The organism is Aquirufa nivalisilvae (assembly GCF_003143535.1).
In the GTDB taxonomy this organism is placed as follows: Bacteria; Bacteroidota; Bacteroidia; order Cytophagales; family Spirosomataceae; genus Aquirufa; species Aquirufa nivalisilvae.
In genome coordinates, this window is sequence record NZ_CP029346.1 from 1631453 (window position 1) to 1657824 (window position 26372).

Genomic DNA, 26372 nt, shown 5'->3' on the forward strand with positions numbered 1-26372 from the left:
CAGATCCAATATTCATGCAAATTACTAGTTCAGGTGCAGAAAAAATAATTTTAGGTATAGACCCTGGTACCCGCTTTTTGGGATATGGATTATTAAAAGTAGATAAAGCCAAAGTAACAGTCCTACAATATGGTGTTTTGAATCTGACTAAATACACGACTCAGGGGGCTAAATTTCTAAAAATACATGAACGTGTATTGGGAATCATTGAAGAATTTTTACCTGACGAAATAGCTATTGAATCCCCATTTTTTGGAAAAAATATTCAATCCATGTTGAAATTAGGCCGTGTTCAAGGTATGGTTATGTCCTTGGCATTTTCCAAGGGAATACCCATTGTGGAGTATGAACCTAAAAAAATCAAGCAATCGGTAACGGGCAACGGTAATGCATCCAAAGAGCAAGTAGCTAAAATGGTCGAGGTAATAACTGGCATCAAATTGGATGCCAAATTATTTGATGCCACTGACGCATTAGGAATTGCCATTTGCCATCACTTCCATCAAAACAACATTTCTTCTTCTGTCAAAGGTACTAAAAAGGGCTGGGGGGCCTTTGTCTCTGAAAACCCAGAAAGAATTAAATAAGCTCTCGCCATTGTTCATGTAGTTCCTCGATGGTACTTACAGGTGCTAAACAATGGTTTCCGACGCAAACTAAAAAATGCTTGTTTGAAGGCAAATTATCCACAGGAATCAAGGTGCAATTTAATGCGATTAAAGAGTCCAATATTTCTTGTTCCACAACAAAAGAATCATTGAATTTGACCTGAGCTTGAGGGTTTTCAAACCATTGAGAATAAATGCGTAACCAGTTGGAGAAATAAGCAGGATTAGCCTGAGCCTTTGACATGACAGTTTCAAGCATTTGTTGGGCTCGCATAGTACATTCAACCTGTGATTGTATCAATCCTAACCAAAGCAATGATTCGCAAAGCATGGAATTAGAGGAAGGACATACCGAATCTGTAAATTCGACTTTATCTGCAATTAGCTCCTGCGCTTTATTTTGAGCATAATTATATAAAGCAAATCCTTCTTCTTTTGATTCAAATATTTCCGTTGCTTTCTCCACAAGGCAAGTAGCTAAATTCAGGTATTTTCTATCAAATGTTACTAAATACAATTGAATATAAGCTAAAGCAGTTGCTGCATAATCATCTAAAAAACCATCAATGGGATGACCTGAGTAGGAAGCCTGATGCAAACAAGATCCGTCAGATTTTAATAAGTGTTTTTCAATGGCATCTGCTAAGTCCAATGCATCTTGTTTAATTTCTGCTGAATGAAGAGACTGATAAGCAGCAACCAAGCCAGATAAAACATAAGCATTCCACGCTAAAATTTGCTTGGTATCAGTTTCTGGTCTAATTCTAGTTTTTCTTTCGGCTGCCAATGCGGCCAATTCATCTTTAAATTGATCATTAAGAATAGCCTCTTTTTTGAATAAAATATTTCGACTGTCTTCCCAATTACCGTTGGATAAAATACTATAGGATCGATAAAATTCAGGATGGGTAAGAGAAGGAATAATCCGATTAACTTCTTCAAAATGCCAAATATAAAATAATCCTTCAACACCTTCACTATCAGCATCTAAGGAAGCATAATACAAGCCATTTTCTGCCAGCAATTCCGACTTTAAAAATTGAATTGTTTGAATTATTGCTTCCGAATAAAGAGGATTTTTAGTGCGTCCATATGCTTTGGCATAAGCTTCCAACAACTGCCCATTATCATAAAGCATTTTTTCAAAATGTGGAGCAAACCACTCTGAATCAACAGAATAACGAGAAAAACCACCCGCTATTTGATCAAAGATTCCTCCTTGGGCCATTCTATTCAGTTGGGTTTCAGAAGCCTTAAAGGCATTGGTTTGTTGAGCTAATGGAGCAGGAACAGACTCTATAAATTTCAATAAGGAAGGCAAAGGAAATTTGGGTGCTTTATTCATGCCACCAAAAATTGGATCCATATTTCCTACGATAACTTTCAAACTCATGGGGATAAAGCTAGGACTAGCTTCTAAATCCATTATTTGAAATAAAGAAGCATGATCTGAAATTGAATTGGCGAATCCCTCAGCTGAAGCTTCTAATTCTGCACGATGTTCTTGAAAGGCGTTTTGCACAGAGCTCAAGATATTCATCCATTTCATTTTGGGGAAATATGTTCCTCCGTAAAATGGTTTTTGAGAAGGCAATAAAAATACATTCAATGGCCAACCACCCGATAAACCCATTTGTTGAATAGCATCCATGTAGATCATGTCCACATCTGGTCTTTCTTCTCGATCTACCTTAATATTGATAAAATGTTTGTTCATTAAATCAGCCACTTCTTGATTTTCAAAGCATTCTTTCTCCATCACATGGCACCAATGACAAGCTGCATATCCAATACTAACCAAAATTAACTTATCCTCGTCTTTAGCTTGCTGAAGCGCTTCCTGACCCCATGGCTGCCAGTGTACAGGATTGTGTTGGTGCTGCAATAAATAGGGACTAACTTGGTGTTGAAGCTTGTTCATTAAAAGAGAGGATTTTCGTAAATTTGTACAAATTTATACGATGTTAGAACTAAAAGATTTTGTAGTCAGTCCAGAAATTGCTCATTCTCCTGAATTGCTTCGAGCATTTCTTATTTCTGAATTAGGCACAAATCTATTAAATAGCTGCCAATATCGAATCGAGAAAAAATCAATCGATGCGAGAAGTCGACAAATAAAAGTCAATTTACGTATTGGCTTATATGAAAAGAACCATGATTTTTCTTTACAACATCTATCTAAATTAAAGGGTCTAAGCTCCGAAGCTGAGCAGGTTATCATTGTAGGAAGTGGTCCTGCTGGTTTATTTGCAGCTATTAGACTCATTCAACTGGGTATTAAACCCATTGTATTAGAAAGAGGCAAAGATGTTCGTGAAAGAAGGAGAGATTTGGCAGCCATCAATCGGTTTAACATCGTCGATTCCGATAGTAACTATTGTTTTGGCGAAGGAGGTGCAGGAACTTACTCTGATGGGAAATTATATACTAGGAGTACCAAAAGAGGGGATATAAAATCTGTATTAGAAACATTTGTGGCACATGGAGCAGACCAAAATATACTTTTTGAAGCACATCCACATATAGGAACCAATAAATTACCTGCCATCATTGCTTCCATGCGAGATGCAATCATTGAAGCAGGAGGGGAAGTGCATTTTCAACAACGAGTATCCGATTTTATTATTCAAAACAAGCAGATCAAAGGAGTTGTTACTGCTCAAAATCAAGAATTTAAAGCAGATAAATTACTCTTAGCTACTGGACATTCTGCTCGTGATATTTTTGAATTACTAAGGCAAAAAAATATATTGATAGAATCTAAAGGCTTTGCCATGGGGGTTCGAATTGAGCATCGACAATCACTCATTGATGCATGCCAATATAAAAACAAACAAAGGCCAGATTATTTACCTCCAGCAAGTTTTAGTTTAGTTAGCCAAACTAAGTTTAAAGGTTTGCAAAGAGGCGTATTTTCATTTTGTATGTGTCCAGGTGGTTTCATTGTACCATCCGCTACTAGTCAAAACCAAGTTGTTGTGAATGGCATGTCTCCTTCCAGACGAGACTCACAATATGCCAATTCAGGAATTGTAGTTAGTTTATTAGACCATGATTTGGCTGAATTCAAATCAGAGGGTGCCTTGGCAGGTATGTATTTGCAGGAATCATTAGAACAAAAAGCACATCGATTATCTGGTGAAACACAAAAAGCGATTTCACAATTAACGCAAGATTTCATTCAAAGAAAAACAAGTAAATCGTGTCATGAATCATCCTATGTCCCCGGATTAATTCCAGGAGAAATGCGAGACTTTTTACCTGATTTCATTGCAGAACCATTGGCTTTGGGCTTAAGCGATTTTAATAAAAAGATACCTAACTTTTCCAGTAATATTGGACAAATCATAGGTTTAGAAAGTCGGACTTCATCGCCAGTCAAAATTCCTCGTGATCAAGAAAGTTTGGAACATCCGCAAATTAAAGGATTATATCCTTGCGGGGAAGGAGCTGGATATGCAGGTGGAATTATGTCAGCGGCATTGGATGGAATTCGTTGTGCTGAAGCAATCGCAAAATAAATCATGTCATGAAAGAAATGTTTGAGCCTATTTTCAATCTTCATCAAAGTTTCATGCAAATGGATTCGGTGAAAGAAAATGCTCGTCAAGCTGCAGTAGTGGCTATTATACACAAAAATGACATCCAAAATACCATCTTGCTGATCAAGCGAAATGAATATGAAGGTGCCCATTCTGGACAAATGGCTTTTCCTGGAGGTAAACAAGAATTATCCGATAACGATTTGAAGGTGACGGCCATTAGAGAAGTAAAAGAAGAAATCGGAATTGATGTTCCTTATGATGCCTTAAAGGCAATGGAACCTGTTTGGGTGATGGTCTCCAATTACTGGGTTCAACCATATTTTGTAGTCTTAGAAGAAAAGCAAAATTACGTTTTAGATAAACGAGAAATAAATCGTATTTTTGAAATACCTGTGTCACATTTCCAAGATAGCTCGCAATTAAAAGCGCATCAATTAACAATTCAAAATGAGACCTATTGGGCTCCACAATTTGAATTTGAAGGTGAAGTTATTTGGGGTGCCACAGCCTTGTTTTTATACCAATTATTCCACCTAAAAATAGGGGAGTTAACACTATAGTTCGATTATATGGATGAATCATTGGATGGCAGCTTGCAAAATCAAATTGCCGTGGCAGGAATGTACGAGAATTGGTTTTTAGAATATGCCTCTTACGTAATTCTTGAACGCGCTGTTCCAGCCGTAGCAGATGGATTAAAACCTGTACAAAGGAGGATTCTTCATGCTTTGAGGGAGATGGACGATGGTCGCTTTAATAAAGTAGCTAACGTCGTAGGACAAACCATGCAATATCACCCGCATGGCGATGCTTCCATCACAGATGCAATGGTTAATCTTGGGCAAAAAGAATTGTTATTTGATTGCCAAGGTAACTGGGGCGACATGCGTACAGGAGACAGTGCGGCAGCAGCTCGTTATATCGAAGTACGACTATCCAAGTTTGCCAACGATGTCGTTTTTAACAACCAAACCACTAAATGGCAATTATCTTATGATGGACGTAAAAAAGAACCCATCACATTGCCCATTAAATTCCCTTTATTATTAGCTCAAGGGGTTGAAGGTATTGCTGTAGGTTTGGCCACCAAAATCATGCCGCATAATTTCTGTGAGATTCTACAAGCATCCATTGATTTATTGAATAATAAAAAAGTGGAATTATTGCCCGATTTCTTGACTGGAGGAATGCTAGATGCATCTAATTACAACGATGGCTTACGTGGTGGGAAAATCAGAATTCGTGCTAAGATTGAAGAAATAGATAAGAAAACACTGGTTATTAAGGATATACCTTATTCTACTACTACTACATCTTTGATTGATTCAATCATTAAAGCAAACGATACAGGTAAGATTAAGATTAAAAAAGTCATCGATAATACGGCTAAAGATGTTGAAATTCAAATCCAATTAGCTCCAGGAATATCTCCTGATGTGACTATAGACGCATTATATGCATTTACTGATTGTGAAATTTCAATTTCTCCGAATGCTTGTGTTATCATTGATGAAAAACCACATTTTGTCGGCATTTCTGAAATTCTAAAAGTAAGCACCAATCAAACTGTTGATTTGCTGAAACAAGAATTGGAAATTAGAAAGGCCGAACTCATGGAACGTATTCTATTCAGTTCCTTGGAGAAAATTTTCATTGAAAATAGAATTTACCGTGATATTGAGGAATGTGAGACTTTTGAGTCGGTGATTGAAATGGTAGATAAGGGTTTAGAGCCTTACAAAAAGGATTTCTATCGTGAAATCGTAGAAGAAGACATTTTACGTTTATTAGAAATCCGTATCAAACGTATCTCCAAATTCGATGCTTTCAAGGCAGATGAAGCCATGAAACGTTTGGAAGAAGAATTAGCGGAAGTAGAACACAATTTGGCTAATTTGATTACCTATGCCATCAATTACTTTAAAAATCTCTTAAGTAAGTACGGAAAGGGAAGAGAGCGGAAAACTGAAATTCAAAACTTTAATACCATTTCTGCTACGGTTGTAGCTGCCGCCAACCAAAAGCTATACGTCAATAGAGCCGATGGATTTATTGGCTATGGGTTGAAGAAAGACGAATACATCATGGATTGTTCGGATATCGACGATATCATTGTATTCCGTCAGAATGGAACTTGTGTTGTTACCAAGGTTCAAGAGAAAGTTTTTGTCGGAAAAGACATTTTGTATTGCTCAGTTTTCAAGAAAAACGATGATAGAAAGGTCTATAATTTGGTCTATTTTGACGGGAAAAATGGAATTTCTTATGTCAAACGATTTAAAGTTACTTCGGTCACAAGAGATCGAGAATATAAACTGGTAAGTGATAATTCGAAATCCAAGATTACCTATTTTTCTGCCAATGAAAATGGAGAAGCCGAAATTATTCAAATCAATTTAACAGCCAATTGTACAGCCAAAATCAAACAATTTGATTATGATTTTGCCAAATTAGCAATTAAAGGCCGTGAATCTTTAGGTAACGTATTGACCAAATATCCCGTTAGAAAAATTGTTCAAAAATCGGCTGGAGTTTCTACTTTAGGGGGTGTGGATATTTGGTATGATGCTACTGTTGGTAGATTAAATCGTGATGAACATGGTCAATTTATTGGCAATTTTGAGCCTAAAGACAGTATTTTAGTATTGTACAAATCGGGTAATTATGAATTAACCAATTTCGAATTAACCAATCGATATACAGCTGATGATATTTTGTATTTGAAAAAATATGAAGCCAATAGCATTATTTCAGCTGCTTATTTAGATGGAGGTAGTAAGAATCATTTTATCAAAAGATTTAAATTAGAAACGACAACCATCGATAAAAAATTCTTGTTTATTTCGGATCATAAAGCTTCCAGATTAATTGCTGCAACAGATAATTATGCACCTAATGTGCAGATTAAGCACAAACCAGATGGAAAAACCAATCAAGTAGAATTATTGCCGATTTCTGAATTAGGAGATGTACGCGGCTGGAAAGCCATTGGTAATAAGCTAAACTATCCCAAATTAACTGATTTACAATTTGTAGATACCGATGAAAAAGCGCCTATTCAATTAGAAGATGAAAATCCTGCGGTTGATGGTGATGATGAACCAGAATTCATCATTAAAAATCTAGAAGGTAATTTTGAAGCGAATGATTCTGATCAAGAGGAAAATACAATTGAATCAGAATCTGAGGATGCTTCAAATGATGTGGATGATATTCCTTTTGAAATTAAGAATTTACCATCTGAGAATAAAGATTCTGGAACTGGGGAGCAATTAGGCCTATTTTAACTATGGAACAAACACTGAACAATAAAAAAACCATGAATGCCTGGGCCTTTTATGATTGGGCTAATTCTGTACATTCATTAACTATTGTTTCAGCGATATTTCCCATTTATTTTCCTGTAGCAGCTATTGTTATGGGAAGCAAGCATCCAGAGTTAATTGAAATTGCAGGTTTTTCTCTACAAAACACAGTTGTATATTCTTACATCATTTCATTTGCCTACTTAGTTCTTGCCATATTTATGCCTTTTTTGTCAGGTATTGCTGATTACACTGGGAGTAAAAAAAGCTTTATGCGCTTCTTTTGTTATTTAGGTGCTTTTAGCTGTATGATATTGTATTTATTCACAAAGGGCCAATACATCATAGGATCATTAGGTTTTCTTTTTTCTATCATAGGATGGGGGGGAAGTTTAGTTTTCTACAATTCCTTTTTACCCGAAATTGCTAGCCCGGATCGCTATGACCAATTAAGTGCTAAAGGCTTTTCATTAGGTTATATTGGTAGCGTTATCTTATTGTTACAAAATTTAAGCATGATTTTAATGCCTGATTTATATGGTGGAATATCCGTAGAAATGGCATCTCGAATATCATTTTTAACCGTGGGTGTTTGGTGGTTCATTTTCGCACAAATACCCTTTTATTATCTACCAAAATCTGTTCAAAAGGAAAAAGACCATCCAAGGTGGTGGTTAGGTGGGTTTAAAGAATTAAAAAAAGTATTCCATGAAATCACTCACATTCCTTCCATAAAAAACTTTCTACTTGGCTTCTTTCTGTATAATATGGGTTCGCAGACAGTTATGCTCTTGGGAGCACTTTTTGGAAGCCAAGAGTTGCATTTACCATCTGAATCGCTGATTATCACCATATTATTGATACAATTAGTGGCAATTCCTGGAGCATATGTTTGTGCTCATTTGTCGAAGAAAATAGGCAATGTCAACGCTATTCGTGTCATAATTGTATTTTGGATTTTAGTTTGCTGTTCAGCCTATTTTGTTCATGAAACATTTCATTTCTATTTATTAGCCACAGCCATAGGCTTTGTCATGGGTGGAATCCAATCAAACTCCAGAGCTACATATGCCAAGTTATGTCCTGAAAATGAACATGATACGGCATCTTACTTCAGCTTTTTTGATGTATGCGATCGAGCTTCTACCGTAGTCGGCACATTTATTTTTGGCCTATTAATTCAATTAACTGGAAATATGCGTTTAGGGATTTTAGTTCTAGCATTCGTATTCTTACTTAGCTTAATTTATATGGCTAGATTAAACAAAATAAATCCTGTGGTTCTTAGATCGGAATAATATTTCGTTCATTTAATTCACGCCAAGATTCAGGTACTACAGATAAAATTTCTTTATGCAAAGCTTGAATGATCCCTTTTCTCGCATAGCTAGGAGAGTACACTAAAGAGACTTCACGTACAGGTTTTGGAAAAGGTAAAGGAAATACATGATCCTGTTTATTCGAATCTAAAAAATCATATAACATTTCAGGAATAATGGTCTGACCTCCAGCATCTTCAGCGATACGGACGATAGTTTCTAGACTTCCTGTTTGATAGGTAATTCTTGGACTTAAAGTTTGTCCGGATTTTAAATTACAGATGGAATTAATTTGACTACTTAAACAATGGCCTTCTTCCAAAAGCCATAAGTTCTCTGGCTCCACCGACTTACAAATTTTACCCGAATTTAAGCGTAGGTTGGAATATAGATACAGTTCCTCATAATATAAATGCTTTTCTATGAGCTGATCACCAAGAGGCGTTACCAAAATCCCAATATCCAATTTCCCTTCTTTTATTTCTTTGACAATATTGGAAGTTGTCGTTTCTGAAATATTAATATGGAGATCAGGAAATTTTTGTTGGAAGCCTGATAAGAATCGCGGCATCAAATAGGGAGCGATTGTGGGTATCACACCAATACTGACATTACCTGAAACTTGATTGCTCCAACCTTTGGAAAGATCTTTTAGTGTAGCTGTTTCTTTCAGGATAACTCTTGCTTGTCTGATGATTTCTTGACCTTGTATCGTTGCTTTTAAAGGTTTATCCTTTCGATTAAATATGACAATATTTAATTCAGATTCTAATTTTTGAATCTGCATACTAAGGCTGGGTTGTGTAACACAACAAAAATCTGCCGCTTTTGAAAAACTTTTTAAGTCATCTAAGGCCACAATATATTCTAACTGTGTGATTGTCATATCGTATAGTTTTAAACTATACAAATATAGTAAATATAGATTTGCTTGATAGAATTAACTTATCGAAATTTGTATCACATTTAAACGAAACAATTAATATTATGTCTACACACATGTTAGGTTTGGGAAGTAAGTTTCCAGCATTTGAGAAAAAAGCAGTAGTGTCATTAGAAAAAGATAAGGAGTTTGCAACGATTACTGCAGAAGATCATAAAAAAGATGGTAAATGGATGGTGATGTTCTGGTGGCCAAAAGATTTTACTTTTGTTTGCCCAACTGAGATTGCTGAATTCAATCGTCGTTCGGGTGATTTTTCTGATCGTGATGCCGTTTTAATTGGTGCATCTACAGATTCTGAGTTCGTTCACGCAGCTTGGAGAAGAGATCATGATGATTTACGTGGTTTAAAATTCCCAATGTTAGCTGATACTTCTAAGAGCTTGGCTGAAGAGTTAGGTATTTTGACAGAAGATGAAAAAGTAGCATACCGTGTGACTTACATCGTAGATCAAGATGGTATCATTCGTTGGGTATCTGCTAATGATTTATCAGTAGGACGTAATGTAGATGAAGTGTTACGTGTGTTAGATGCTTTACAAACAGATGAGCTTTGTCCATGTAACTGGAAAGCTGGAGAAGCAACTTTATAATATCAACTAAAGCCCCATTCATTTGGGGCTTTTTAACAACAAGATCATGAGTGAAACTAGAGATAATCTATTAGCCGAAATTAATTTACCTGCCACTAGCCAGTTCCCTTTATTGGACCAATTAGATGCTACGGATAATCGTTATATCAAAGATTTAAAAATCAATGTTTCCAATGCATTAAAATATGCTACTTTAACAGAAAAAGAAGCCGTATTATTGGCACTTGCCGTTTCAGTAAATCAGAAGCATGAAATTACTATTAATTCATTAACTGAATTGGCTAAATTAAAAGGAGCCACTGATGCAGAAATCAACGAAATTCATGCGTTAACATCTTTATTGAATGCTAACAACGTATTTTATCGTTTCAAGCATTTTGTTGGCAAAGAATATTACAACACTGCTCCAGCAGGAATCAGAATGTCGATCATGATGAATCCGGTATTGGGAAAAGAATTCTTTGAATTAGCGAGTTTAACTGTTTCAGCTATTAACGGTTGTGAAATGTGTGTTAAATCTCACGAACAATCTGTCATTAACCACGGTGCCACAGAAGCTCGCATCATGGATGCTATCCGCTTAACCGCAATTTTCAAAAGCTTAATCGTATTATTGTAGGGTAAAATTATTTACCCCACATCGCATTAGCCGTGTTCGGGAAGGGAAGGGTCAATTCAGGTACTTGATGTACCATGCGATTGGCCCATTCTACTCCTTGCATCATGGAGTGATCTTGATTAGACACTTCATATTTCCAAGCTCCAAATCTTCCACGACTATAAACATCTTCTTTTTCTAAAACGGGTAATACTTGTTTTAGAATTCCATCACGTTCAATGGAAGGAGTAGGGTATCCGTAAGATGTAGAGAAATAGAATTTAGAAATCACTTGATCTTCAGATTCAATCAAACCATCTTCTATCATCGCCTTAATGGTATCTTCCACCAAAGTAGTTCGATTCACAGGCTTCATGTCAGACTCACTGACTTCTGCCATTAATGACCATTGATTTGCTGGATCTGGTACGTTATCTGGACTGTAGTTTGAAAATACTGTAATCCGGTAATATGGACTATTATCCTCTGGGAAATACATCCAACATTTTTTGGCTAATTGTTCTACTGGTTTACCTTTCAAACCAATACCAATCACGTGTGTACTACTATGTTTCAAACCTTGGGCCGTTTGAGTAATCTCCGCAGGTAAATCCTCACACTTTTGGGTGAATATATCCAATGGAATCGTACTCATTACTTGATCATATTCAATCTGAGTACCATCTTCCAAGGTAATTTGATGCGCATTTAAATTCACAGATTTTACCGTAGAATTCAATCGGAAATATTCTTCTCCAATCAATTGACCAACTGCCTTCCAAATAGCTCCTGTACCACCCGATTTAGGAAATTGAAATAAATTATTAGGACCCCAAGAAAGATCGTCCTTTTCAAATATGATATTCTCTACAATCCGACCTAAATCGCTTACAGCCACACGTTCTCCCACCCAATTGGCATTCATCATTTCAGGAGGATAGGCCCATACCTTGAAATTATATGGAAACATAAATACGTCTGCAATACCTTGTCCACAAGTATTTAAAATCCAATCTCTAAAATTGGCTAATTTAGTAGCTGGACCTTTTTTATACAATTCAATTAATCCTTGTAAACATTGCCACTGCTCTTCTTTAGGTAAATAACCTAAATTATTTTGGAATGGATATGGAACAAAACGGTCTCTAATCCAAACCCAGGATTCTCTTTGATGTGTATACCAGCCTTCTTCACCTAAGGCTAATTTCATTAAATCATCAAAATACTGATAATGAGAAAACTGTACATGACCACCTACATCCCAAGTAAAACCTTTTTCATCCACAAAACTGGTGGCTAAACCTCCAACGAAGTTTTCCTTTTCAAGGACAATAAAATCAGTAATCCCTAATTCTTTTAAACGATAAGCTGCACCTAAACCAGTGGGTCCTCCACCTAGGATGACATATTTATATTTCATTTTCCTTGGGTAATTTCTTTAACTAAACTGTTTAAATGAACTCTAAAGGCCAATAATTCTTTGAAACTTTGCCAGCAAACTTTAAGCAATTTCATATGACGAATAGATACTTCACCTGTTTCTCTTTCACGGTGAATGACAGGGATGTTATATAAATTCTGACCCGACTTTTTCGCTAAAACGGCTAAAAAGATATTGGGAGCAAAAGGTGTCTGCGCAGGCAAAGCATGTAACAATTTCTTTAAGAAACTTGTTTTGAATAAACGGAAAGGAATATTGGCATCATCAATATAGGTACCATAAATGAACAATAAAGAGAATTTCAAAATACGGGTAATAACCAAACGGAAAGGGTCGTCATGTCTTACTTTACGATATCCTAAAATAAACTCAGATTGATTTCTTTTTTCCCAGAAATTTCCAAAATCTTTAACATCAAACTGATCATCAGAATCTGTTTGAAATACGTAAGTAGGATTCATTTCAACTGCCATACGATATCCATTAACTACCGCATTACCATGACCTCCATTTAATTGGTGTTTGGCAATAAGATTAGGATAAATACCTGAAATTTCATCTAAAATAGCACCAGTACGATCTTTAGAACCGTCATTAATGATCAGTAATTTAAATTTATCAGGACTTACATAGGTAGAAATTCCATTGATCCAATGGGCAACCACTTGCTGAATGCATTCCTCTTCATTGTAAGCAGGTATTACTACCACTAATTCCAAACTCATATTATTTTAATTTATCCTTGAAACTATTTATTGGTTTCTCAATAACAAACCAGGAAACACTAGCAACAAATAGTAATAAAATTAGGTTGACGAAAAATTTTGACAATATAAAATTAAGGAAATTTGTTTGAAATAGGGGCATATATTTAGAAATAGCCCACCATAAAGTATTTCCTTCTTGATGGTAATAATTATAAATAAAATTATGATACAAATATAGACCGTAGGATATTTTACCTAAATAATCTACCCAGGATAATGATAAAAACTTACCAAAGAGATGTTGTCTTTCCGAAACAGCTTCCGCAATTAAAAAGAAAGAAAAGATAGCTGCCACACTACGTTCTATAACAATAAACCATACATTATCGTAAGTATATTCCGCTAAATGAGAAAACCAAAGAACTAAAAAAAAGGAAGTTAACGTAATCGGAAGTATAAAATTAACATTGCTTATTTTTTGAAATATCGTTCGATGATAGTGGTAGAAATAGGCTAATAATCCTCCTAAACCAAAACTATCAATGGCACTGAAAGGATTAACATAAGACCACATCCATGAAGATTCTTTAAAATCATGGCTTGCAAAAAGGTAAAAAAACAATCGAGAACAAAGGCCCAAAACAATCATCCAAGGAAATAATCGACCGAAATATTTTCGAGGTAAAAACAGAATAAAATAAGGGAAAATCAAATAGTACTGTTCTTCTACTGCCAATGACCAAAGGTGATCCCAAACCCCAAGCCATTGATAATGAATCATGATGTAAAAATCAGGCATATAGAATACTAACCATTTCCAAACTTGAGGAAATGGTTCTATGCGTAAGAACCCACCAATGGCTAATAAAAGAAAGTAAATTGGGAATATCCGTAATGATCTACGTAAAATAAAAGTCTTAATTTTATTCCAAGGCGAATGACCTTTTTCTGCAACATCATCAGCACTTTGAAATAAAATACGGGTAATTAAAAATCCACTCAGCACAAAAAATATGACTACTCCTAAATGCCCAAGAGGAAAGGGGATAGTTGGTACCAACCAATGGTCCATTAGCACCAAAAAAACCGCTAAAAAGCGAATCCCGTTTAATTGCGTGAAATATACTGCGTGTTTATCGCTCATTAATCTCCTTGAAGTGTAAACTCCACTCTTCGATTTAATTTCCTTCTTTCTTCACTCATGTTACTTGCCATAGGTTTGGTTCCTCCCCAACCTTTGACACGCACTCGATTCGGGCTTATTCCTTTGGAAACAATATATGCCTTGACATTTTCAACCCTTTCTAAAGAGAGTTTCATATTTTCATTCCAATCTCCTTGGTTATCCGTATGACCTTCCAACAGGATTTTAAAATTACTATTGTCTTTTAAAATTTTAACTATTTTATCTAATTCTTCATAAGAACTTGGAATAAGTTCTGCCTTACTTTGATCAAAGTTAATATTAGGAATTTGATATTGCTTGTTCAATTGAATAGGAATTATCAAAAGGTTCCTTTGAATGTTTTTAAAGTTGCGCTCAGATGTATAATCAAATTTTTCCACCCGACAGATATAACCATCTTTCACCACTTGCATGGTAAATGCTTTTTTTGCTGGCCACATAAAACTATAATCACCCAAATATGGATCATAATCAACCCACAATGAATCAGTCCCAGCTACTGATTTAACTAAAATTTTACCTGCAATAGTCTCTTGGGTATCTTGATTAAGAATTTGACCTGCCATTTGAATCAAGGTCAAAGGTTTTGCTTTCTCTGGTATTTTAATCCGATAGATATCTTCAGCACCTAACGAGTTTTCAACAGAACTAAAATAGGCATAATCACCTTGTGCAGCTACAGAAAAATAGCCATCCCATTGAGGAGTATTAACGATAGGACCTAAGTTTTCAGGCTCCGACCAATTCAACCATGTATCATCTAATCGACGCGTAAGAAAAATATCATTATTACCGTATCCCACATGTCCACTGGAAGAAAAATACATGGTTACTCCATCAGGAGCAATGAAAGGGGTAGATTCAGATTCTCCCGTATTTACTACTTGTCCAATGTTCCTTGGCTCTGTCCAGCTATCATCATTTTTCCAAAACGATACATAAATATCTTTACCTCCAAAGGAATCTTTCATTTCAGTGGTCATCACTAAAATCTTACCATTGGGAGCCAAGGAATACTCTGAAAATTCTGACTTATTTTTAAAATTCAATATTTTCAACGCTTTTGGGAAACTCCAGTCGCCCGTTCTCAATAGAAATGACATGGATACACCTTTCTCCATTTGACCATCATTACGATACACGTTGTTCAACAACATGGTTTTGCCATTTGGCGAGATTCCGCAAACAGCATTGTTTTCATCATTGTTAATGGGCTCAGGAAATAATTCGGCTTTAGACCAAGTTTTGGTATCCGCCTGCCAATTAGAAACCCAAATATCTTGATTCTTATTTTTACCCATATTGGAAGGATGTTTCCAACGTGTAAAATAGAGTTTTTTGCCATCTGGGCTAATAACAGGGCAAATCTCATTGTATGGTGAATTGATTTCTTTGCCTAAGTTTTCTTTAAAGGAATAGGCATTTAAATCCTTATTCAACTTTAAGCTTTCTTCAATGGGAACATCTGAATCCGAAATACCAATGGCATCAATTTGAGAATAACCTCTAACCCGTTCTGAATTCATGGACACTTTTATCGCACGAATGGGCACAGAAGGAGAAGGTAAATGGATGGTTGTGACTTGAGCTGATTTTAATGCATAGCCTGGGCTAAACTCTTTTAACAAAATCAATTTATTATTTTCATCTAATCCATCAACACGCACTATGGAACCCGCACCGAAGTTTTCAAAAATAGCCACCTGTTTGATCGTAGCTATACTATCAAATGAAACAATAATGTATTCTCCTGCTGGGTTATCAGGGGTCAAAGATTGCCAAGCACTAGGACTATTACTGAATGCTGGGTATTTACTCGGTTTACCCAAAATATGCAAAGCTCGAAATTCTAAACCCAATAAGGGGTCTGAATACTCACTTGAAACCGATATGACTTTATTGGCCCAGCGAACACGCTGTGCAGGCAAGCTAAAAACAAGCAGACAACAGAAAATTCCAAAAATTAAGCGGATTTTCAAATTCATGAATGTTAGTTACCTAGTTTCACCAAATTGGCAATGGTTTCCATGGGATTAGATGAAGAAAAAACAAAATTACCCGCCACTAAAACATTGGCTCCAGCATCAATTAAATCAGCAGCATTGGACATTGAAACTCCACCGTCAATTTCTATTTTTAGTTTTGTCAATCCTTTTGATGCAGCTAATTCAGCTAATTCTTTGGTCTTTTTAATGGCGTTTGGAATAAACTTTTGACCACCAAAACCAGGATTTACCGACATAATTAAAACTAAATCAACATCTGAAATGATATCTTCTAAAACTTGAACAGGAGTAGATGGATTTAAAGCAACACCTGCTATACAGCCCAAGTCTTTGATTTGTTGAATCGTACGATGTAAATGAGGACATGTTTCAAAATGTACTGTTAAAACCTGAGCACCTGCCTTAGCAAATGCTTCTAAATACCTTTCAGGCTTTTCTATCATCAAATGGACATCCAATACTTTAGTTGCTCTTTTATTGACTGCCTCTAAAACGGGAAAACCAAAAGAAATATTGGGTACAAACATTCCATCCATCACATCCACGTGGATCCATTCTGCTTGAGAAGCATTCAACATGTCAATTTCGGAACCTAGTTCTGCAAAATTTGCAGCTAAAATTGAGGGGGCAATGATTAAACTTTCCATCTTGCAAAGGTATGAAAATTATTGGCTAAGGTTTATTTCTTAGTGCTTTCCATTTAACTTTAGGTTGTTAAAAATTGATACATGGATGTGAAAATGCGGATGGAAGAATTAATCCATCAAATTAATCAATACAACGAAGCTTACTACCAACAAAATGAAAGCCTCATTTCTGATCAGGAATTCGATGCATTATTGGCTGAACTCCAAAAATTAGAAGAAGAAAATCCGCTTTTTGCCTTACCTGATAGTCCAACTCAACGGGTAGGAGGAACAATTACCAAGCAATTTAAAAGCGTCACCCACCGCTTCCCAATGCTTTCTTTGGGTAATACCTATAATGAACAAGATTTAAGAGATTTTGATGAACGAGTTGCCAAAGGATTGGATGGTGAAGCATATGAATATATCTGCGAACTTAAATTTGATGGAGTAGCCTTATCATTTTGGTATGAAAACGGTAAATTAATAAAAGGGGTTACCAGAGGAGATGGAACTAGAGGAGATGATATCACTAATAATGTCAAAACTATTAAGGATTTACCGATTCGATTAAATTCCAGCATTTTCCCAAGGGAATTTGAGCTTCGAGGAGAAGGATATATGCCTTTGTCATCCTTTGGGGCAATCAATGACCAAAAAGTCAGTCGGGGAGAAGCTCCATTAGCTAATCCTAGAAATGCCGCCTCAGGAACCTTTAAAATGCAAGATTCAGCGGAGGTAGCTCGAAGAAACATGGCTTGTTATATCTATGCTATGGTGGGAAATGAAAATCCTTTTCAAACACATGAAGAAAGCTTAATTGCTCTGGAAAAGGCACAATTTCCTATTTCTCCGACTTGGAGAAAATGTCAGTCAATATCTGAGGTGCTTAACTACATTCATGAATGGCAAGATAAAAGGAATGAATTACCTTTGAACACAGATGGTATTGTTATCAAAATCAATGATTACGCTCAACAAGAACGACTGGGGTTTACAGCCAAATCGCCAAGATGGGCAATTGCCTATAAGTATCCATCTGAAATTGCTGAAACGGAAATAGAAAGCATTAGTTATCAGGTAGGCAGAACAGGCAATGTGACACCTGTTGCGAATTTAAAGCCCGTTTATTTAGCTGGAACCATGATCAAACGTGCTTCAGTTCACAATGCCAATGAAATGGACCGTTTAGATTTGAGAGAAAAAGATTTCGTTTTTATTGAAAAAGGAGGAGAAATTATACCCAAAATCACATCTGTCAATGTAGCTAAACGACAAGGAAATTCTCCTAAATTTCAATTCCCAGAAGAATGCCCTGCCTGTGGAACTATCTTGGTCCGACAAGAAGGAGAAGCGAATCATTATTGTTTGAACGACAAGCATTGTCCACCCCAGATTAAAGGTAAAATAGAGCATTTCATTCAAAGAAAAGCGTTAAACATTGAAAACCTTGGAGTGGAGACAATCGACTTATTGGTAGAAAAAGGCATCATACATTATATAGCTGATCTTTATCAATTAAATGAAGGTCATTTCAATGGATTAGAAGGATTTCAAAGTAAATCAATCAATAATATTTTACAGTCAATAGAAAAATCTAAGTCGATTCCTTTCAGACAAGTATTATTTGGATTAGGGATTCGACATGTTGGAGCAACCATTGCAGAAAAATTAGTCCTTCAATTTCATTCGATGGAAAAATTAAAGTTGGCAAGCTTAGAAGAATTAATTGCTGTACCAGAAATTGGAGAACGAATAGCGCAAAGTTTGAGGGAATATTTGGATGATCCAGATAATATTGAACAAATTGATCGTTTAAGAGAAGCCGGAGTACAGTTATCTGAAGAAATTCAAGAAATAGTTTTGGAGGGAGAAGCCTTGGTCGGAAAAAGTTTTGTAATTTCGGGGGTGTTTAAAAACTTCGAAAGAGAAGAATTGAAAGACAAAATTATTGCCAATGGAGGTAAGGTTGTATCCAGTATTTCATCCAAATTAGATTATCTAGTTGCTGGTGAAAACATGGGACCTGCCAAATTAGAAAAGGCAAATTTATTATCTATAAAAATTATCACAGAGGACGAGTTTTTAGCTCTTCTACACTAGCACATGCATACATTACCTAAATTTCATGGGGTAGCACCAGCCCTGATTACACCTATGCAAGCCGATCGAACGATTGATTGGACCGCCTTAGGAAAACTTGTTCAATACGTATCAACAGGTGGTGTCGATTATTTAGTGGTTCAAGGTACCACAGGTGAATCAGTTACTACCAGTGCCGATGAAAAAAAGAAAATCATTGCCACTGTTCAGGAATCAAATTCTAAAAATTTACCTATTGTATATGGTTTAGGTGGAAACCATACTGAAAATTTAATTGCTCAAATCAAACAAACGTCTTTTGATGGTATTGATGCCATTTTATCTGTTTGTCCTTATTATAACAAACCAAGTGCACGTGGAGTAATCCAACATTATCGTGCCGTGGCAGATGCAAGTCCTGTTCCTGTAATATTATACAATATCCCAGGAAGAACAGGTATTAATTTGTCTCCAGAAACAATTTTAACTTTAGCAGAACATCCTAATATCATCGGAGTAAAAGAAGCTTCTTGTATCATTGAACAATGCATGGAGATTGCAGCACATAAACCTGCCGATTTCCTTTTAATCTCTGGTGACGATGTGCAAGCTGTACCTATTATTTCCATAGGTGGAGTTGGCGTTATGTCTGTTATTGCCAATGCTTTTCCTCATCAATTCTCTCAAATGATACATTCAGCTTTAGCAGGTGATTTTGCAGAAGCTAGAAAATCATTAGGTAGCTTCTTAGCCGTTGATCCATATTTATATGAAGAAGGTAATCCGGTGGGAGTGAAGAAAATTTTAGCATTAAAAGGAATGATTCAAGCTCAAGTTCGTATGCCATTAGCAGAAGCATCAGAAGAATTGGGTGTTAAATTGAACCGTATTATTCAACAAGAAAACTTATCTAATTAAACATATGTTTGTTCACGTAGTAAATTTTTGGTTAAAAAAAGGCCTGAGCGAAGAAGAAATTCAACAATTTGAAGCCGGAGTCTTGTCATTAGAGAAAGTAGAAACAGTTAAAGATTTCAATGTTGGGAAGCCAGCTAGTACAGACCGACCAGTGATTGATCGTTCTTACGATTATTGTTTATTAACAACTTTTGTGGATGAAGCAGGGCATGATTATTATCAAACGGCTCCCATCCATTTAGAATTCATCAAAAACTGTGCTCAATATTGGGACAGGGTATTAATTTATGACTCAGAAAGCATTTAAAGTTCTAAGCTTAGGCTTTATAATCTTGTTAGCCGCTTGTTCAAAAAACGTTAAGCCATCCTCTTACTATTCTCCAAATTACAAAGATGGGGGAGTTGATCGTCATGATGGTTTAGGTTTTGAAATACCGGTCAAGTATGCCATCGATGTATTTTATTTCAATGAAAGTCCTAAGCAATCTTATGAGGTCATTGAAAGTATCAGTATTTCGGGTGAAGTTCCTTTAGAAAATAACCAAACGGTGAACGGAAAAATGCTGAACCGTGGAAATCACCAGACCAAAAAACAAGAAATATTGAGTCAATTGGTAGAAAAAGCCACCGAAATGGGAGCTAGTGCTTTAATGGACGTAAAATACCAAGTTTATAGTACTCAATATGCCAATGGCTATACTTTTAGTGGTAAAGCGATTCGTTACGTACTGAAATAATTCGATAAAGAGCCAAGTTCGAAATCAAAGGTTGGGCTCTGTAATCTTCTAAAATGATGCGAATTTGCTTTACCTTTCTTTCTGGGAAGGTAAGCATTCGTTTATTTCCAATGGTTTTAGCTTTAATTAACCATTTATCTCCATTTTCAGACTCAATTTCGACGGAGAATGATTTAATCCTTTGCCCGAGAGCAATAGGTTCTTGGAGCATCAATGTATTGGAGAGAAGAGGAGTAGCTAATGTAATTTCAATACTTGGTTGCTTGTCACTCACTAGAGGAGCCCAAGCACTCGCTGGATTCGTATCTACTAAGTTCTTTACAGAATAAGTCGAATTATTCGTTGAACTAACTTGAATCTTGCTTGAGTTTGCATTCATCAAATTAATCAAGCTTTTCTTTCTCAATGCCGCGAATCCCATCATGGCAGCTGAATCATTGGGATGAATCAATCCTCGAGTATCTACTGGTATATTAAGTAGTAGATTAGCATTTCGGCCAACTGAAGCTACATAAATCTTCATTAATGAATCAGGACTTTTTACACGATTATCCTCTTTAGGATGGTAATACCAACCTGGACGAATGGATACGTCAACTTCAGGTGCTACCCAATGCGTTCCATTTTCTTGACCATTTTTATATTGATCAAATTTGGGATAACCTGGATATATCTCATCACGATTGATAGGACTCCAAGAAGTATCATAGTTGTATCCTCTTTCATTTCCTACCCAACGAATATCGGGTCCATTATCAGAAAATTGGACAGCATTAGGTTGATATTTATTAACCATCGAGTGAAACAAAGGCCAATCATATACTTGTTTCTTTCCATTAGGTCCTTCGCCATTGGCTCCATCGTACCAAAATTCAAAAATAGGACCATACTGAGTTAGTAACTCTTTCTGCATTTCAGCATAAATCTTATTGTATTCATCGGTGCCATAAGCGGGATGAAAACGATCCCATGGTGACAGATATATTCCCAATTTTAATCCATATTCTTTACACGCTTGTGCTAATTCTTTAACTACATCGCCTTTTCCGTTTTTCCAAGGCGATTTTGCCACGGAATGTGTCGTAAATTTTGAAGGATATAAAGCAAATCCATCGTGGTGTTTAGCTGTTAAAATCAGCCCTTTCATACCTGCTGCTTTAGCTATTCTAGCCCATTGTCGACAATCCAAAGCGCTAGGATTAAAATTGGATGGAGATTCTTTTCCCTCACCCCATTCCACATTCGTAAATGTATTCATGTTAAAATGGATAAAGCCATAATATTCTAGAGCTTGCCACTGAATCTGCTTGGAGGAAGGGAGAGGAGCAATAGGTTGAATTTTTTGAGAAAAGCTAATACCCGTTGAACTCAAAAAAAGGAAAATAAGAATTACAAAACGCATGAAGTTATGTTTAAACATGGAGCAATCTGACTTTGAAAAAATTTAATACTAATTATATATTTGATACAATAATTCTAAATAAAGAACCGTTTTGAAGATTTTTTTGAATTTATATTGAACTATTTTAACATTTAACATAAGATTAATTAGTATAAAACTAAAATTAATAAAAAAAAGCAGGTAAATTAAAGCTGCTAAACTCTTTTAACACAAAGTATCTGCATGGCCTTACCCATAAACTCGGAAGAACAATTAGAACTAAGTCAAAGTAAAGACAATACTAATTATTTACTTCCTTTTATTTTAGTTACAAGTCTATTTTTTCTTTGGGGCTTAGCCAATAGCTTGAATGGTACTTTAGTTAAACAATTTCAGATAGCCTTAGATCTACAAAGATGGCAAGCTAACATTGTTGAAACGGCTTTCTATATGGGCTATTTTGTCATGGCTATTCCTGCTGGAATGGTGATGCGTAAATTAGGCTACAAAATGGGCATATTAATGGGCCTAATCCTTTATTCTGCTGGAGCTTTTTTATTTTACCCTGCTGCATCGGTCAGAGAATATAGTTTTTTCTTAGGTGCGTTATTTCTAATAGCTAGTGGAATTGCTTTTTTAGAAACAGCTGCTAATTTATATGTTACCGTACTAGGGGATCCTAAGAAAGGAGATTTTCGACTTAATTTGGCACAGTCTTTCAATGGAATTAGTACCATTTTAGGCCCGGTAATTGGTGGTTTATTTATCTTTTCTGATCGAGAATATACTCGAGATATGATACAAGCATTACCAGCAGCAGAAGCTGAGGCTATTCGAGTGAGTCAAGCTGAATCAGTTCAAGGTCCTTATTTAGTCATTGGAGTTGTGGTAGCAATTGTTGCTGTATTATTTGCAATCACTAAAATGCCCGAGGTGAAAGCGGTAGGAGAAAGTAAATCGAGCGGTAGTAAAATTACCATTGTTAGTCTACTAAAAAACAAACATTTACGTCTAGGCGTCATCGCACAATTTTGCAATATCGGAGCACAAGTTTCACTTTGGGGAAATTTTGTTGATTTCAAATTGGACTTTGCACGAGATTCCAATTTATGGATTGTTGAACAAATCTATCAAACAACAGAAAGCATGACTCCAACGCAAATTGCGAGTTTTCATGCTTCATTTGCTTTCATTTTATTTATGATTGGCCGATTCATAGGTACTTATTTTATGGGTAAATATGAATCAAATCGAGTTTTAGGAATTTATGCCATTGGATCAGTACTTTCTATCATTATTGCTATACTAGGAGGAGGAATCTTAGCTGTAATTGCATTAATGATGGTATATTTTTTCCAATCCATTATGTTTCCTACTATCTTTGCATTAGCATGTAAAGATTTAGGTGAAGGCTCTAAATTAGCCTCATCGTTAATTATCATGTCCATTGTAGGTGGAGCGATTATTCCCCCATTTACTGCTTATTTATTTAAAATAGGGCCTTCTTTGGCATTGGGCATTCCTTTGGCTTGCTTTGTGTTTATTGTATATTACGCGTACCAAGGATTTAAAATCCAAAAAATCTAGGATTATGCAACGATTTATGCTAATGCTGGATTTAAAAAATGAATCTAAACTTATTCAAACCTATGAAAACTACCATCAAAACATCCCCGCCGAAATCGCGGAGAGCATTCGTGCATCTGGAATTGAATCCATGGAAATTTATCGCTTTGAAAACCGACTAGTCATGGAGATTGTCGCCCATGACCATTTCGATTTTGAGGAAAAAAGTAAGCTAGACGCCTCCAATGAGAAGGTTCAAGCATGGGAACAACTCATGAGTCAATTTCAGCAAGTGATACCCGGTACTCCTGAAGGAGTTAAATGGGTATTAACTAAACAAATCTTTAAACTTTAATTAAAACTATTTTAATGTCCCGTTCTTACTTACAGATACACCCCATAGATAATTTACTCGTTGCCCTTAAAGACTTAAAAGCTGGTACTGTTATACAACATCAAGGTCAGGAAATTACGTTGAAAGATGATATAGCAGCTAAACATAAATTTAGTACAGTTGATATTCCTAAAGGTAATACCGCCACCATGTATGGTGTATTGGTAGGTGTTGCAACTCAAGATATTCCCAAAGGAGGATTAATACATACGTTCAACTTACATCATGCATCACAAGACTTTTTAGGGAAACAAAAAGAATATAATTGGGAAGCTCCCAATGTTGATCGATGGAAAAATACCACATTTAAAGGTTACCAAAGACCTGATGGTCAGGTAGGAACTCAAAACTATTGGCTAGTTATTCCATTGGTTTTTTGTGAGAACCGAAATATCGAATTATTAAAAAATGCCTTTATTAAAGGTTTAGGTTTTCAAAAAAATGATCCATTTACCGATCAAGTTATTGAATTAAAGAAGCAATTAGAAAGTGGTCATGACCTAAAAACAAGCGATATAAAAGGCACGTTTAAAGGTGAATTATTACAGAAATCTGCTGCTTTCCCCAATGTAGACGGAATCAAGTTTTTACGTCATGAAAGTGGCTGTGGCGAGAGTAAAGATGACTCAGACATGCTTTGCTCATTATTAGCAGGATATTGTGTCAACCCGAATGTCGGTGGAATTTCTGTTTTAAGCCTAGGTTGTCAACATTCTCAGATTGAAACCTTTAAAGATAGCTTAAAAGCCATTGATCCTAATTTTTCAAAACCCATTCATTTCTTTGAACAACAACAGGACGAGGGCAGCGGTGTGGAGAATTTATTAAGTGATGTTATTTTAAAGACCTTCCAAGGTTTAGTAGAAATAAATAAAATTAGTAGAACAGAGGCTCCACTTTCTAAATTACGCTTAGGTGTTAAATGTGGTGGTTCTGATGGTTTCTCAGGTATTTCTGCCAATCCTGCCATAGGTCACACAGCAGATTTGTTAGTTGCTCTAGGAGGTACCGTTATGATTGCTGAATTTCCAGAATTATGCGGTGTAGAACAAGAATTACAAAATAGATCAGTAAATGCCACTGTGGCTGATAATTTTGGCAAATTAATGCGTGAATATGCTAGAAGAGCTGAGGCCGTTGGTGCTGGTTTTGACATGAATCCTTCTCCTGGTAATATTAAAGATGGATTAATTACAGACGCTATTAAATCAGCGGGTGCTGCCAAAAAAGCAGGAACTTCTCCCATTGTGGATGCATTAGGATACGGACAATATGCCAAAAAACACGGCTTAAATCTAGTTTGTACACCAGGAAATGATGTATTAGCCACTACTGGTATGGCTGGTGCTGGTGCCACTGTTCAATTATTTACAACTGGATTAGGTACACCTACAGGTAATCCCATTAGTCCTATGGTTAAATTATCTACCAATACTCGATTAGCGGAAAAGCTTCCTGAAATCATTGATATTGATTGCGGTCCAATTATTTCAGGCGAAAAATCAGTGGAAGAAATGGGAGAGGAAATATTGGATTATGTTATTCGTTTAGCATCAGGTGAAATCAATACCAAAGCCATGGAGCTTGGTCAGGATGATTTCATGTTTTGGAGAAGGGGAGTATCTTTATAAAACTTTGTGCTATGATTTTTTCATTGAAAAATAAAAAAGCCATCATAACTGGAGGTGGTTCTGGTATTGGAAAAGCGATATCCTTACTTTTTGCCCGTCAGGGTGCAGAAGTGCATATGATTGATTTAGAAAATGCTACTTCCCGCCAAACTGAAAAGAATTTAAAAAGTATTTCAGGGAAATCTCAACTGCACATTGTTAATATCACCGACTTAGAGGCTGTAAAAAAACTAGCTTCCTCTATAGGCAACATCGATATTTTAGTTAATAATGCGGGTATTGCTCAAATTGGTAATTTAGAAAATACGACTTCTGAAGGATTTCAAGCCATTTTTGATGTCAATGTAAAAGGAGCCTTCCATTGTATGCAGGCTTTTATACCTAGTATGTTACAACAAAGCAAAGGAGTAATCGTCAATATGGCATCAGTAGCCGCTTCTGTTGGTATCCCTGACCGTTTTGGGTATTCCATGACAAAAGGAGCTATACGATCTATGACCCAATCAGTAGCTAAAGATTATATCCAACAAGGTATTAGATGTAATTGCATTTCTCCTGGTAGAGTGCATACTCCTTTTGTAGATGGGTTTATTGCTAAAAATTATCCAGACAAAAAGGAAGAAATGTTTGCCAAATTATCGGCAACTCAGCCTATAGGTCGTATGGCTCAACCTGAAGAAATTGCTCATTTAGCCCTATATTTATGTTCTGATGAAGCCTCGTTCATCACAGGTTGTGATTATCCGATTGACGGTGGTTTTACATATTTAAACAATTAATTTAAAT

Annotated in this window: 23 protein-coding genes; 15 read left to right on the forward strand and 8 right to left on the reverse strand. The window is 36.0% G+C overall.

Annotated features, from left to right (window positions below; all coding sequences use genetic code 11):
• Positions 1–14: 14 nt before the first annotated feature.
• Positions 15–587, forward strand: coding sequence for a crossover junction endodeoxyribonuclease RuvC (ruvC, locus tag HME7025_RS07220; RefSeq protein ID WP_109322989.1), 573 nt, complete (start codon positions 15–17; stop codon positions 585–587).
• Here ruvC and HME7025_RS07225 read toward each other — a convergent pair.
• The gene (locus HME7025_RS07225) at positions 580–2529 is read right to left on the reverse strand and encodes a thioredoxin domain-containing protein (protein WP_109322990.1); all 1950 of its coding nucleotides are present in this window, start codon (positions 2527–2529) and stop codon (positions 580–582) included. The genes ruvC and HME7025_RS07225 overlap by 8 nt on opposite strands.
• Before the next feature lie 40 nt (positions 2530–2569).
• On the opposite strand from HME7025_RS07225, the gene HME7025_RS07230 reads away from it, so the two are divergent.
• The 4 genes from HME7025_RS07230 to HME7025_RS07245 are packed head-to-tail and all read left to right on the forward strand — an operon-like array spanning position 2570 to position 8756.
• Positions 2570–4129 carry an NAD(P)/FAD-dependent oxidoreductase gene (locus HME7025_RS07230; RefSeq protein ID WP_109322991.1) on the forward strand — a complete coding sequence of 520 codons (1560 nt, stop codon included), beginning with the start codon at positions 2570–2572 and terminating at the stop codon, positions 4127–4129.
• 8 nt (positions 4130–4137) lie between these two features.
• Positions 4138–4713 (forward strand): NUDIX hydrolase, encoded by a 576-nt coding sequence (locus tag HME7025_RS07235; protein ID WP_109322992.1) that lies wholly within the window; start codon positions 4138–4140, stop codon positions 4711–4713.
• Between the two features lie 9 nt (positions 4714–4722).
• Positions 4723–7440, forward strand: a complete 2718-nt coding sequence (locus HME7025_RS07240) for a DNA gyrase/topoisomerase IV subunit A (protein WP_109322993.1) — start codon at positions 4723–4725, stop codon at positions 7438–7440.
• A gap of 2 nt (positions 7441–7442) precedes the next feature.
• The gene (locus tag HME7025_RS07245; protein ID WP_193495306.1) at positions 7443–8756 is read left to right on the forward strand and encodes an MFS transporter; all 1314 of its coding nucleotides are present in this window, start codon (positions 7443–7445) and stop codon (positions 8754–8756) included.
• On the opposite strand, the gene HME7025_RS07250 is transcribed toward HME7025_RS07245, so the two are convergent.
• Positions 8743–9663 (reverse strand): hydrogen peroxide-inducible genes activator, encoded by a 921-nt coding sequence (locus tag HME7025_RS07250; protein ID WP_109322994.1) that lies wholly within the window; start codon positions 9661–9663, stop codon positions 8743–8745. The genes HME7025_RS07245 and HME7025_RS07250 overlap by 14 nt on opposite strands.
• Before the next feature lie 101 nt (positions 9664–9764).
• Here HME7025_RS07250 and HME7025_RS07255 point away from each other — a divergent pair, with 101 nt between their 5' ends.
• Both HME7025_RS07255 and HME7025_RS07260 read left to right on the forward strand, forming a co-directional pair.
• The gene (locus HME7025_RS07255) at positions 9765–10313 is read left to right on the forward strand and encodes a peroxiredoxin (RefSeq protein ID WP_109322995.1); all 549 of its coding nucleotides are present in this window, start codon (positions 9765–9767) and stop codon (positions 10311–10313) included.
• A 46-nt stretch (positions 10314–10359) separates the two neighbouring features.
• Positions 10360–10932 carry a carboxymuconolactone decarboxylase family protein gene (locus HME7025_RS07260; protein WP_109322996.1) on the forward strand — a complete coding sequence of 191 codons (573 nt, stop codon included), beginning with the start codon at positions 10360–10362 and terminating at the stop codon, positions 10930–10932.
• Between the two features lie 7 nt (positions 10933–10939).
• Here the strand turns inward: HME7025_RS07260 and HME7025_RS07265 are convergent, their stop codons facing one another.
• From HME7025_RS07265 to rpe, 5 genes are read right to left on the reverse strand one after another with little or no spacing between them, the layout of a single operon-like run.
• On the reverse strand, positions 10940–12331 hold the full coding sequence (locus HME7025_RS07265) for a protoporphyrinogen/coproporphyrinogen oxidase (protein ID WP_109322997.1): 1392 nt from the start codon (positions 12329–12331) through the stop codon (positions 10940–10942).
• Entirely contained in the window at positions 12328–13077 is a 750-nt protein-coding gene (locus HME7025_RS07270) for a glycosyltransferase family 2 protein (protein WP_109322998.1), read from the reverse strand. The genes HME7025_RS07265 and HME7025_RS07270 overlap by 4 nt, the downstream gene beginning before the upstream one ends.
• A 1-nt stretch (position 13078) precedes the next feature.
• The gene (locus HME7025_RS07275; RefSeq protein ID WP_109322999.1) at positions 13079–14203 is read right to left on the reverse strand and encodes an acyltransferase family protein; all 1125 of its coding nucleotides are present in this window, start codon (positions 14201–14203) and stop codon (positions 13079–13081) included.
• A complete protein-coding gene (locus HME7025_RS07280) occupies positions 14203–16230 on the reverse strand; it encodes an OmpA family protein (protein WP_109323000.1) in 2028 nt (675 codons plus the stop codon). The genes HME7025_RS07275 and HME7025_RS07280 overlap by 1 nt, the downstream gene beginning before the upstream one ends.
• Before the next feature lie 5 nt (positions 16231–16235).
• Positions 16236–16898, reverse strand: coding sequence for a ribulose-phosphate 3-epimerase (gene rpe, locus HME7025_RS07285; RefSeq protein ID WP_109323001.1), 663 nt, complete (start codon positions 16896–16898; stop codon positions 16236–16238).
• An 81-nt stretch (positions 16899–16979) separates the two neighbouring features.
• Here rpe and ligA point away from each other — a divergent pair, with 81 nt between their 5' ends.
• From ligA to HME7025_RS07305, 4 genes are read left to right on the forward strand one after another with little or no spacing between them, the layout of a single operon-like run.
• Positions 16980–18980, forward strand: coding sequence for an NAD-dependent DNA ligase LigA (ligA, locus tag HME7025_RS07290; protein ID WP_109323002.1), 2001 nt, complete (start codon positions 16980–16982; stop codon positions 18978–18980).
• A 3-nt stretch (positions 18981–18983) separates the two neighbouring features.
• Positions 18984–19877 carry a 4-hydroxy-tetrahydrodipicolinate synthase gene (gene dapA, locus HME7025_RS07295; RefSeq protein WP_109323003.1) on the forward strand — a complete coding sequence of 298 codons (894 nt, stop codon included), beginning with the start codon at positions 18984–18986 and terminating at the stop codon, positions 19875–19877.
• Between the two features lie 4 nt (positions 19878–19881).
• Positions 19882–20184: a Dabb family protein gene (locus HME7025_RS07300; protein ID WP_109323004.1), complete on the forward strand. Its 303-nt coding sequence runs from the start codon at positions 19882–19884 to the stop codon at positions 20182–20184.
• Positions 20165–20614, forward strand: coding sequence for a hypothetical protein (locus HME7025_RS07305; protein ID WP_109323005.1), 450 nt, complete (start codon positions 20165–20167; stop codon positions 20612–20614). Before HME7025_RS07300 ends, HME7025_RS07305 begins: the two co-directional genes overlap by 20 nt.
• Here HME7025_RS07305 and HME7025_RS07310 read toward each other — a convergent pair.
• Positions 20580–22016 (reverse strand): alpha-L-fucosidase, encoded by a 1437-nt coding sequence (locus HME7025_RS07310; RefSeq protein WP_109323006.1) that lies wholly within the window; start codon positions 22014–22016, stop codon positions 20580–20582. The two genes, HME7025_RS07305 and HME7025_RS07310, sit on opposite strands and share 35 nt — an antisense overlap.
• A gap of 222 nt (positions 22017–22238) precedes the next feature.
• Here HME7025_RS07310 and fucP point away from each other — a divergent pair, with 222 nt between their 5' ends.
• From fucP to HME7025_RS07330, 4 genes are read left to right on the forward strand one after another with little or no spacing between them, the layout of a single operon-like run.
• Positions 22239–23582, forward strand: a complete 1344-nt coding sequence (gene fucP / locus HME7025_RS07315; RefSeq protein WP_109323007.1) for an L-fucose:H+ symporter permease — start codon at positions 22239–22241, stop codon at positions 23580–23582.
• Positions 23583–23586: 4 nt separating this feature from the next.
• Positions 23587–23916, forward strand: a complete 330-nt coding sequence (locus HME7025_RS07320; protein WP_109323008.1) for an L-rhamnose mutarotase — start codon at positions 23587–23589, stop codon at positions 23914–23916.
• A gap of 14 nt (positions 23917–23930) precedes the next feature.
• Entirely contained in the window at positions 23931–25586 is a 1656-nt protein-coding gene (locus HME7025_RS07325; RefSeq protein ID WP_109323009.1) for a UxaA family hydrolase, read from the forward strand.
• 14 nt (positions 25587–25600) lie between these two features.
• Complete coding sequence (locus HME7025_RS07330) at positions 25601–26365, forward strand: SDR family NAD(P)-dependent oxidoreductase (RefSeq protein WP_109325041.1); 765 nt, start codon at positions 25601–25603, stop codon at positions 26363–26365.
• The last annotated feature ends 7 nt before the right edge of the window (positions 26366–26372 follow it).

What these genes read in the sequence shown, in the direction of transcription:
- HME7025_RS07275 (WP_109322999.1), bottom strand. Translation starts at nt 14,203, where the DNA reads ATGAGCGATAAACACGCAGTATATTTCACGCAATTAAACGGGATTCGC.
- HME7025_RS07230 (WP_109322991.1), top strand. Translation starts at nt 2,570, where the DNA reads ATGTTAGAACTAAAAGATTTTGTAGTCAGTCCAGAAATTGCTCATTCT.
- HME7025_RS07300 (WP_109323004.1), top strand. Translation starts at nt 19,882, where the DNA reads ATGTTTGTTCACGTAGTAAATTTTTGGTTAAAAAAAGGCCTGAGCGAA.
- HME7025_RS07235 (WP_109322992.1), top strand. Translation starts at nt 4,138, where the DNA reads ATGAAAGAAATGTTTGAGCCTATTTTCAATCTTCATCAAAGTTTCATG.
- HME7025_RS07255 (WP_109322995.1), top strand. Translation starts at nt 9,765, where the DNA reads ATGTCTACACACATGTTAGGTTTGGGAAGTAAGTTTCCAGCATTTGAG.
- rpe (WP_109323001.1), bottom strand. Translation starts at nt 16,898, where the DNA reads ATGGAAAGTTTAATCATTGCCCCCTCAATTTTAGCTGCAAATTTTGCA.
- HME7025_RS07225 (WP_109322990.1), bottom strand. Translation starts at nt 2,529, where the DNA reads ATGAACAAGCTTCAACACCAAGTTAGTCCCTATTTATTGCAGCACCAA.
- HME7025_RS07240 (WP_109322993.1), top strand. Translation starts at nt 4,723, where the DNA reads ATGGATGAATCATTGGATGGCAGCTTGCAAAATCAAATTGCCGTGGCA.
- HME7025_RS07270 (WP_109322998.1), bottom strand. Translation starts at nt 13,077, where the DNA reads ATGAGTTTGGAATTAGTGGTAGTAATACCTGCTTACAATGAAGAGGAA.
- HME7025_RS07260 (WP_109322996.1), top strand. Translation starts at nt 10,360, where the DNA reads ATGAGTGAAACTAGAGATAATCTATTAGCCGAAATTAATTTACCTGCC.
- ruvC (WP_109322989.1), top strand. Translation starts at nt 15, where the DNA reads ATGCAAATTACTAGTTCAGGTGCAGAAAAAATAATTTTAGGTATAGAC.
- ligA (WP_109323002.1), top strand. Translation starts at nt 16,980, where the DNA reads ATGGATGTGAAAATGCGGATGGAAGAATTAATCCATCAAATTAATCAA.
- HME7025_RS07245 (WP_193495306.1), top strand. Translation starts at nt 7,443, where the DNA reads ATGGAACAAACACTGAACAATAAAAAAACCATGAATGCCTGGGCCTTT.
- HME7025_RS07265 (WP_109322997.1), bottom strand. Translation starts at nt 12,331, where the DNA reads ATGAAATATAAATATGTCATCCTAGGTGGAGGACCCACTGGTTTAGGT.
- HME7025_RS07320 (WP_109323008.1), top strand. Translation starts at nt 23,587, where the DNA reads ATGCAACGATTTATGCTAATGCTGGATTTAAAAAATGAATCTAAACTT.
- HME7025_RS07305 (WP_109323005.1), top strand. Translation starts at nt 20,165, where the DNA reads ATGACTCAGAAAGCATTTAAAGTTCTAAGCTTAGGCTTTATAATCTTG.
- HME7025_RS07310 (WP_109323006.1), bottom strand. Translation starts at nt 22,016, where the DNA reads ATGCGTTTTGTAATTCTTATTTTCCTTTTTTTGAGTTCAACGGGTATT.
- dapA (WP_109323003.1), top strand. Translation starts at nt 18,984, where the DNA reads ATGCATACATTACCTAAATTTCATGGGGTAGCACCAGCCCTGATTACA.
- HME7025_RS07325 (WP_109323009.1), top strand. Translation starts at nt 23,931, where the DNA reads ATGTCCCGTTCTTACTTACAGATACACCCCATAGATAATTTACTCGTT.
- HME7025_RS07250 (WP_109322994.1), bottom strand. Translation starts at nt 9,663, where the DNA reads ATGACAATCACACAGTTAGAATATATTGTGGCCTTAGATGACTTAAAA.
- HME7025_RS07280 (WP_109323000.1), bottom strand. Translation starts at nt 16,230, where the DNA reads ATGAATTTGAAAATCCGCTTAATTTTTGGAATTTTCTGTTGTCTGCTT.
- fucP (WP_109323007.1), top strand. Translation starts at nt 22,239, where the DNA reads ATGGCCTTACCCATAAACTCGGAAGAACAATTAGAACTAAGTCAAAGT.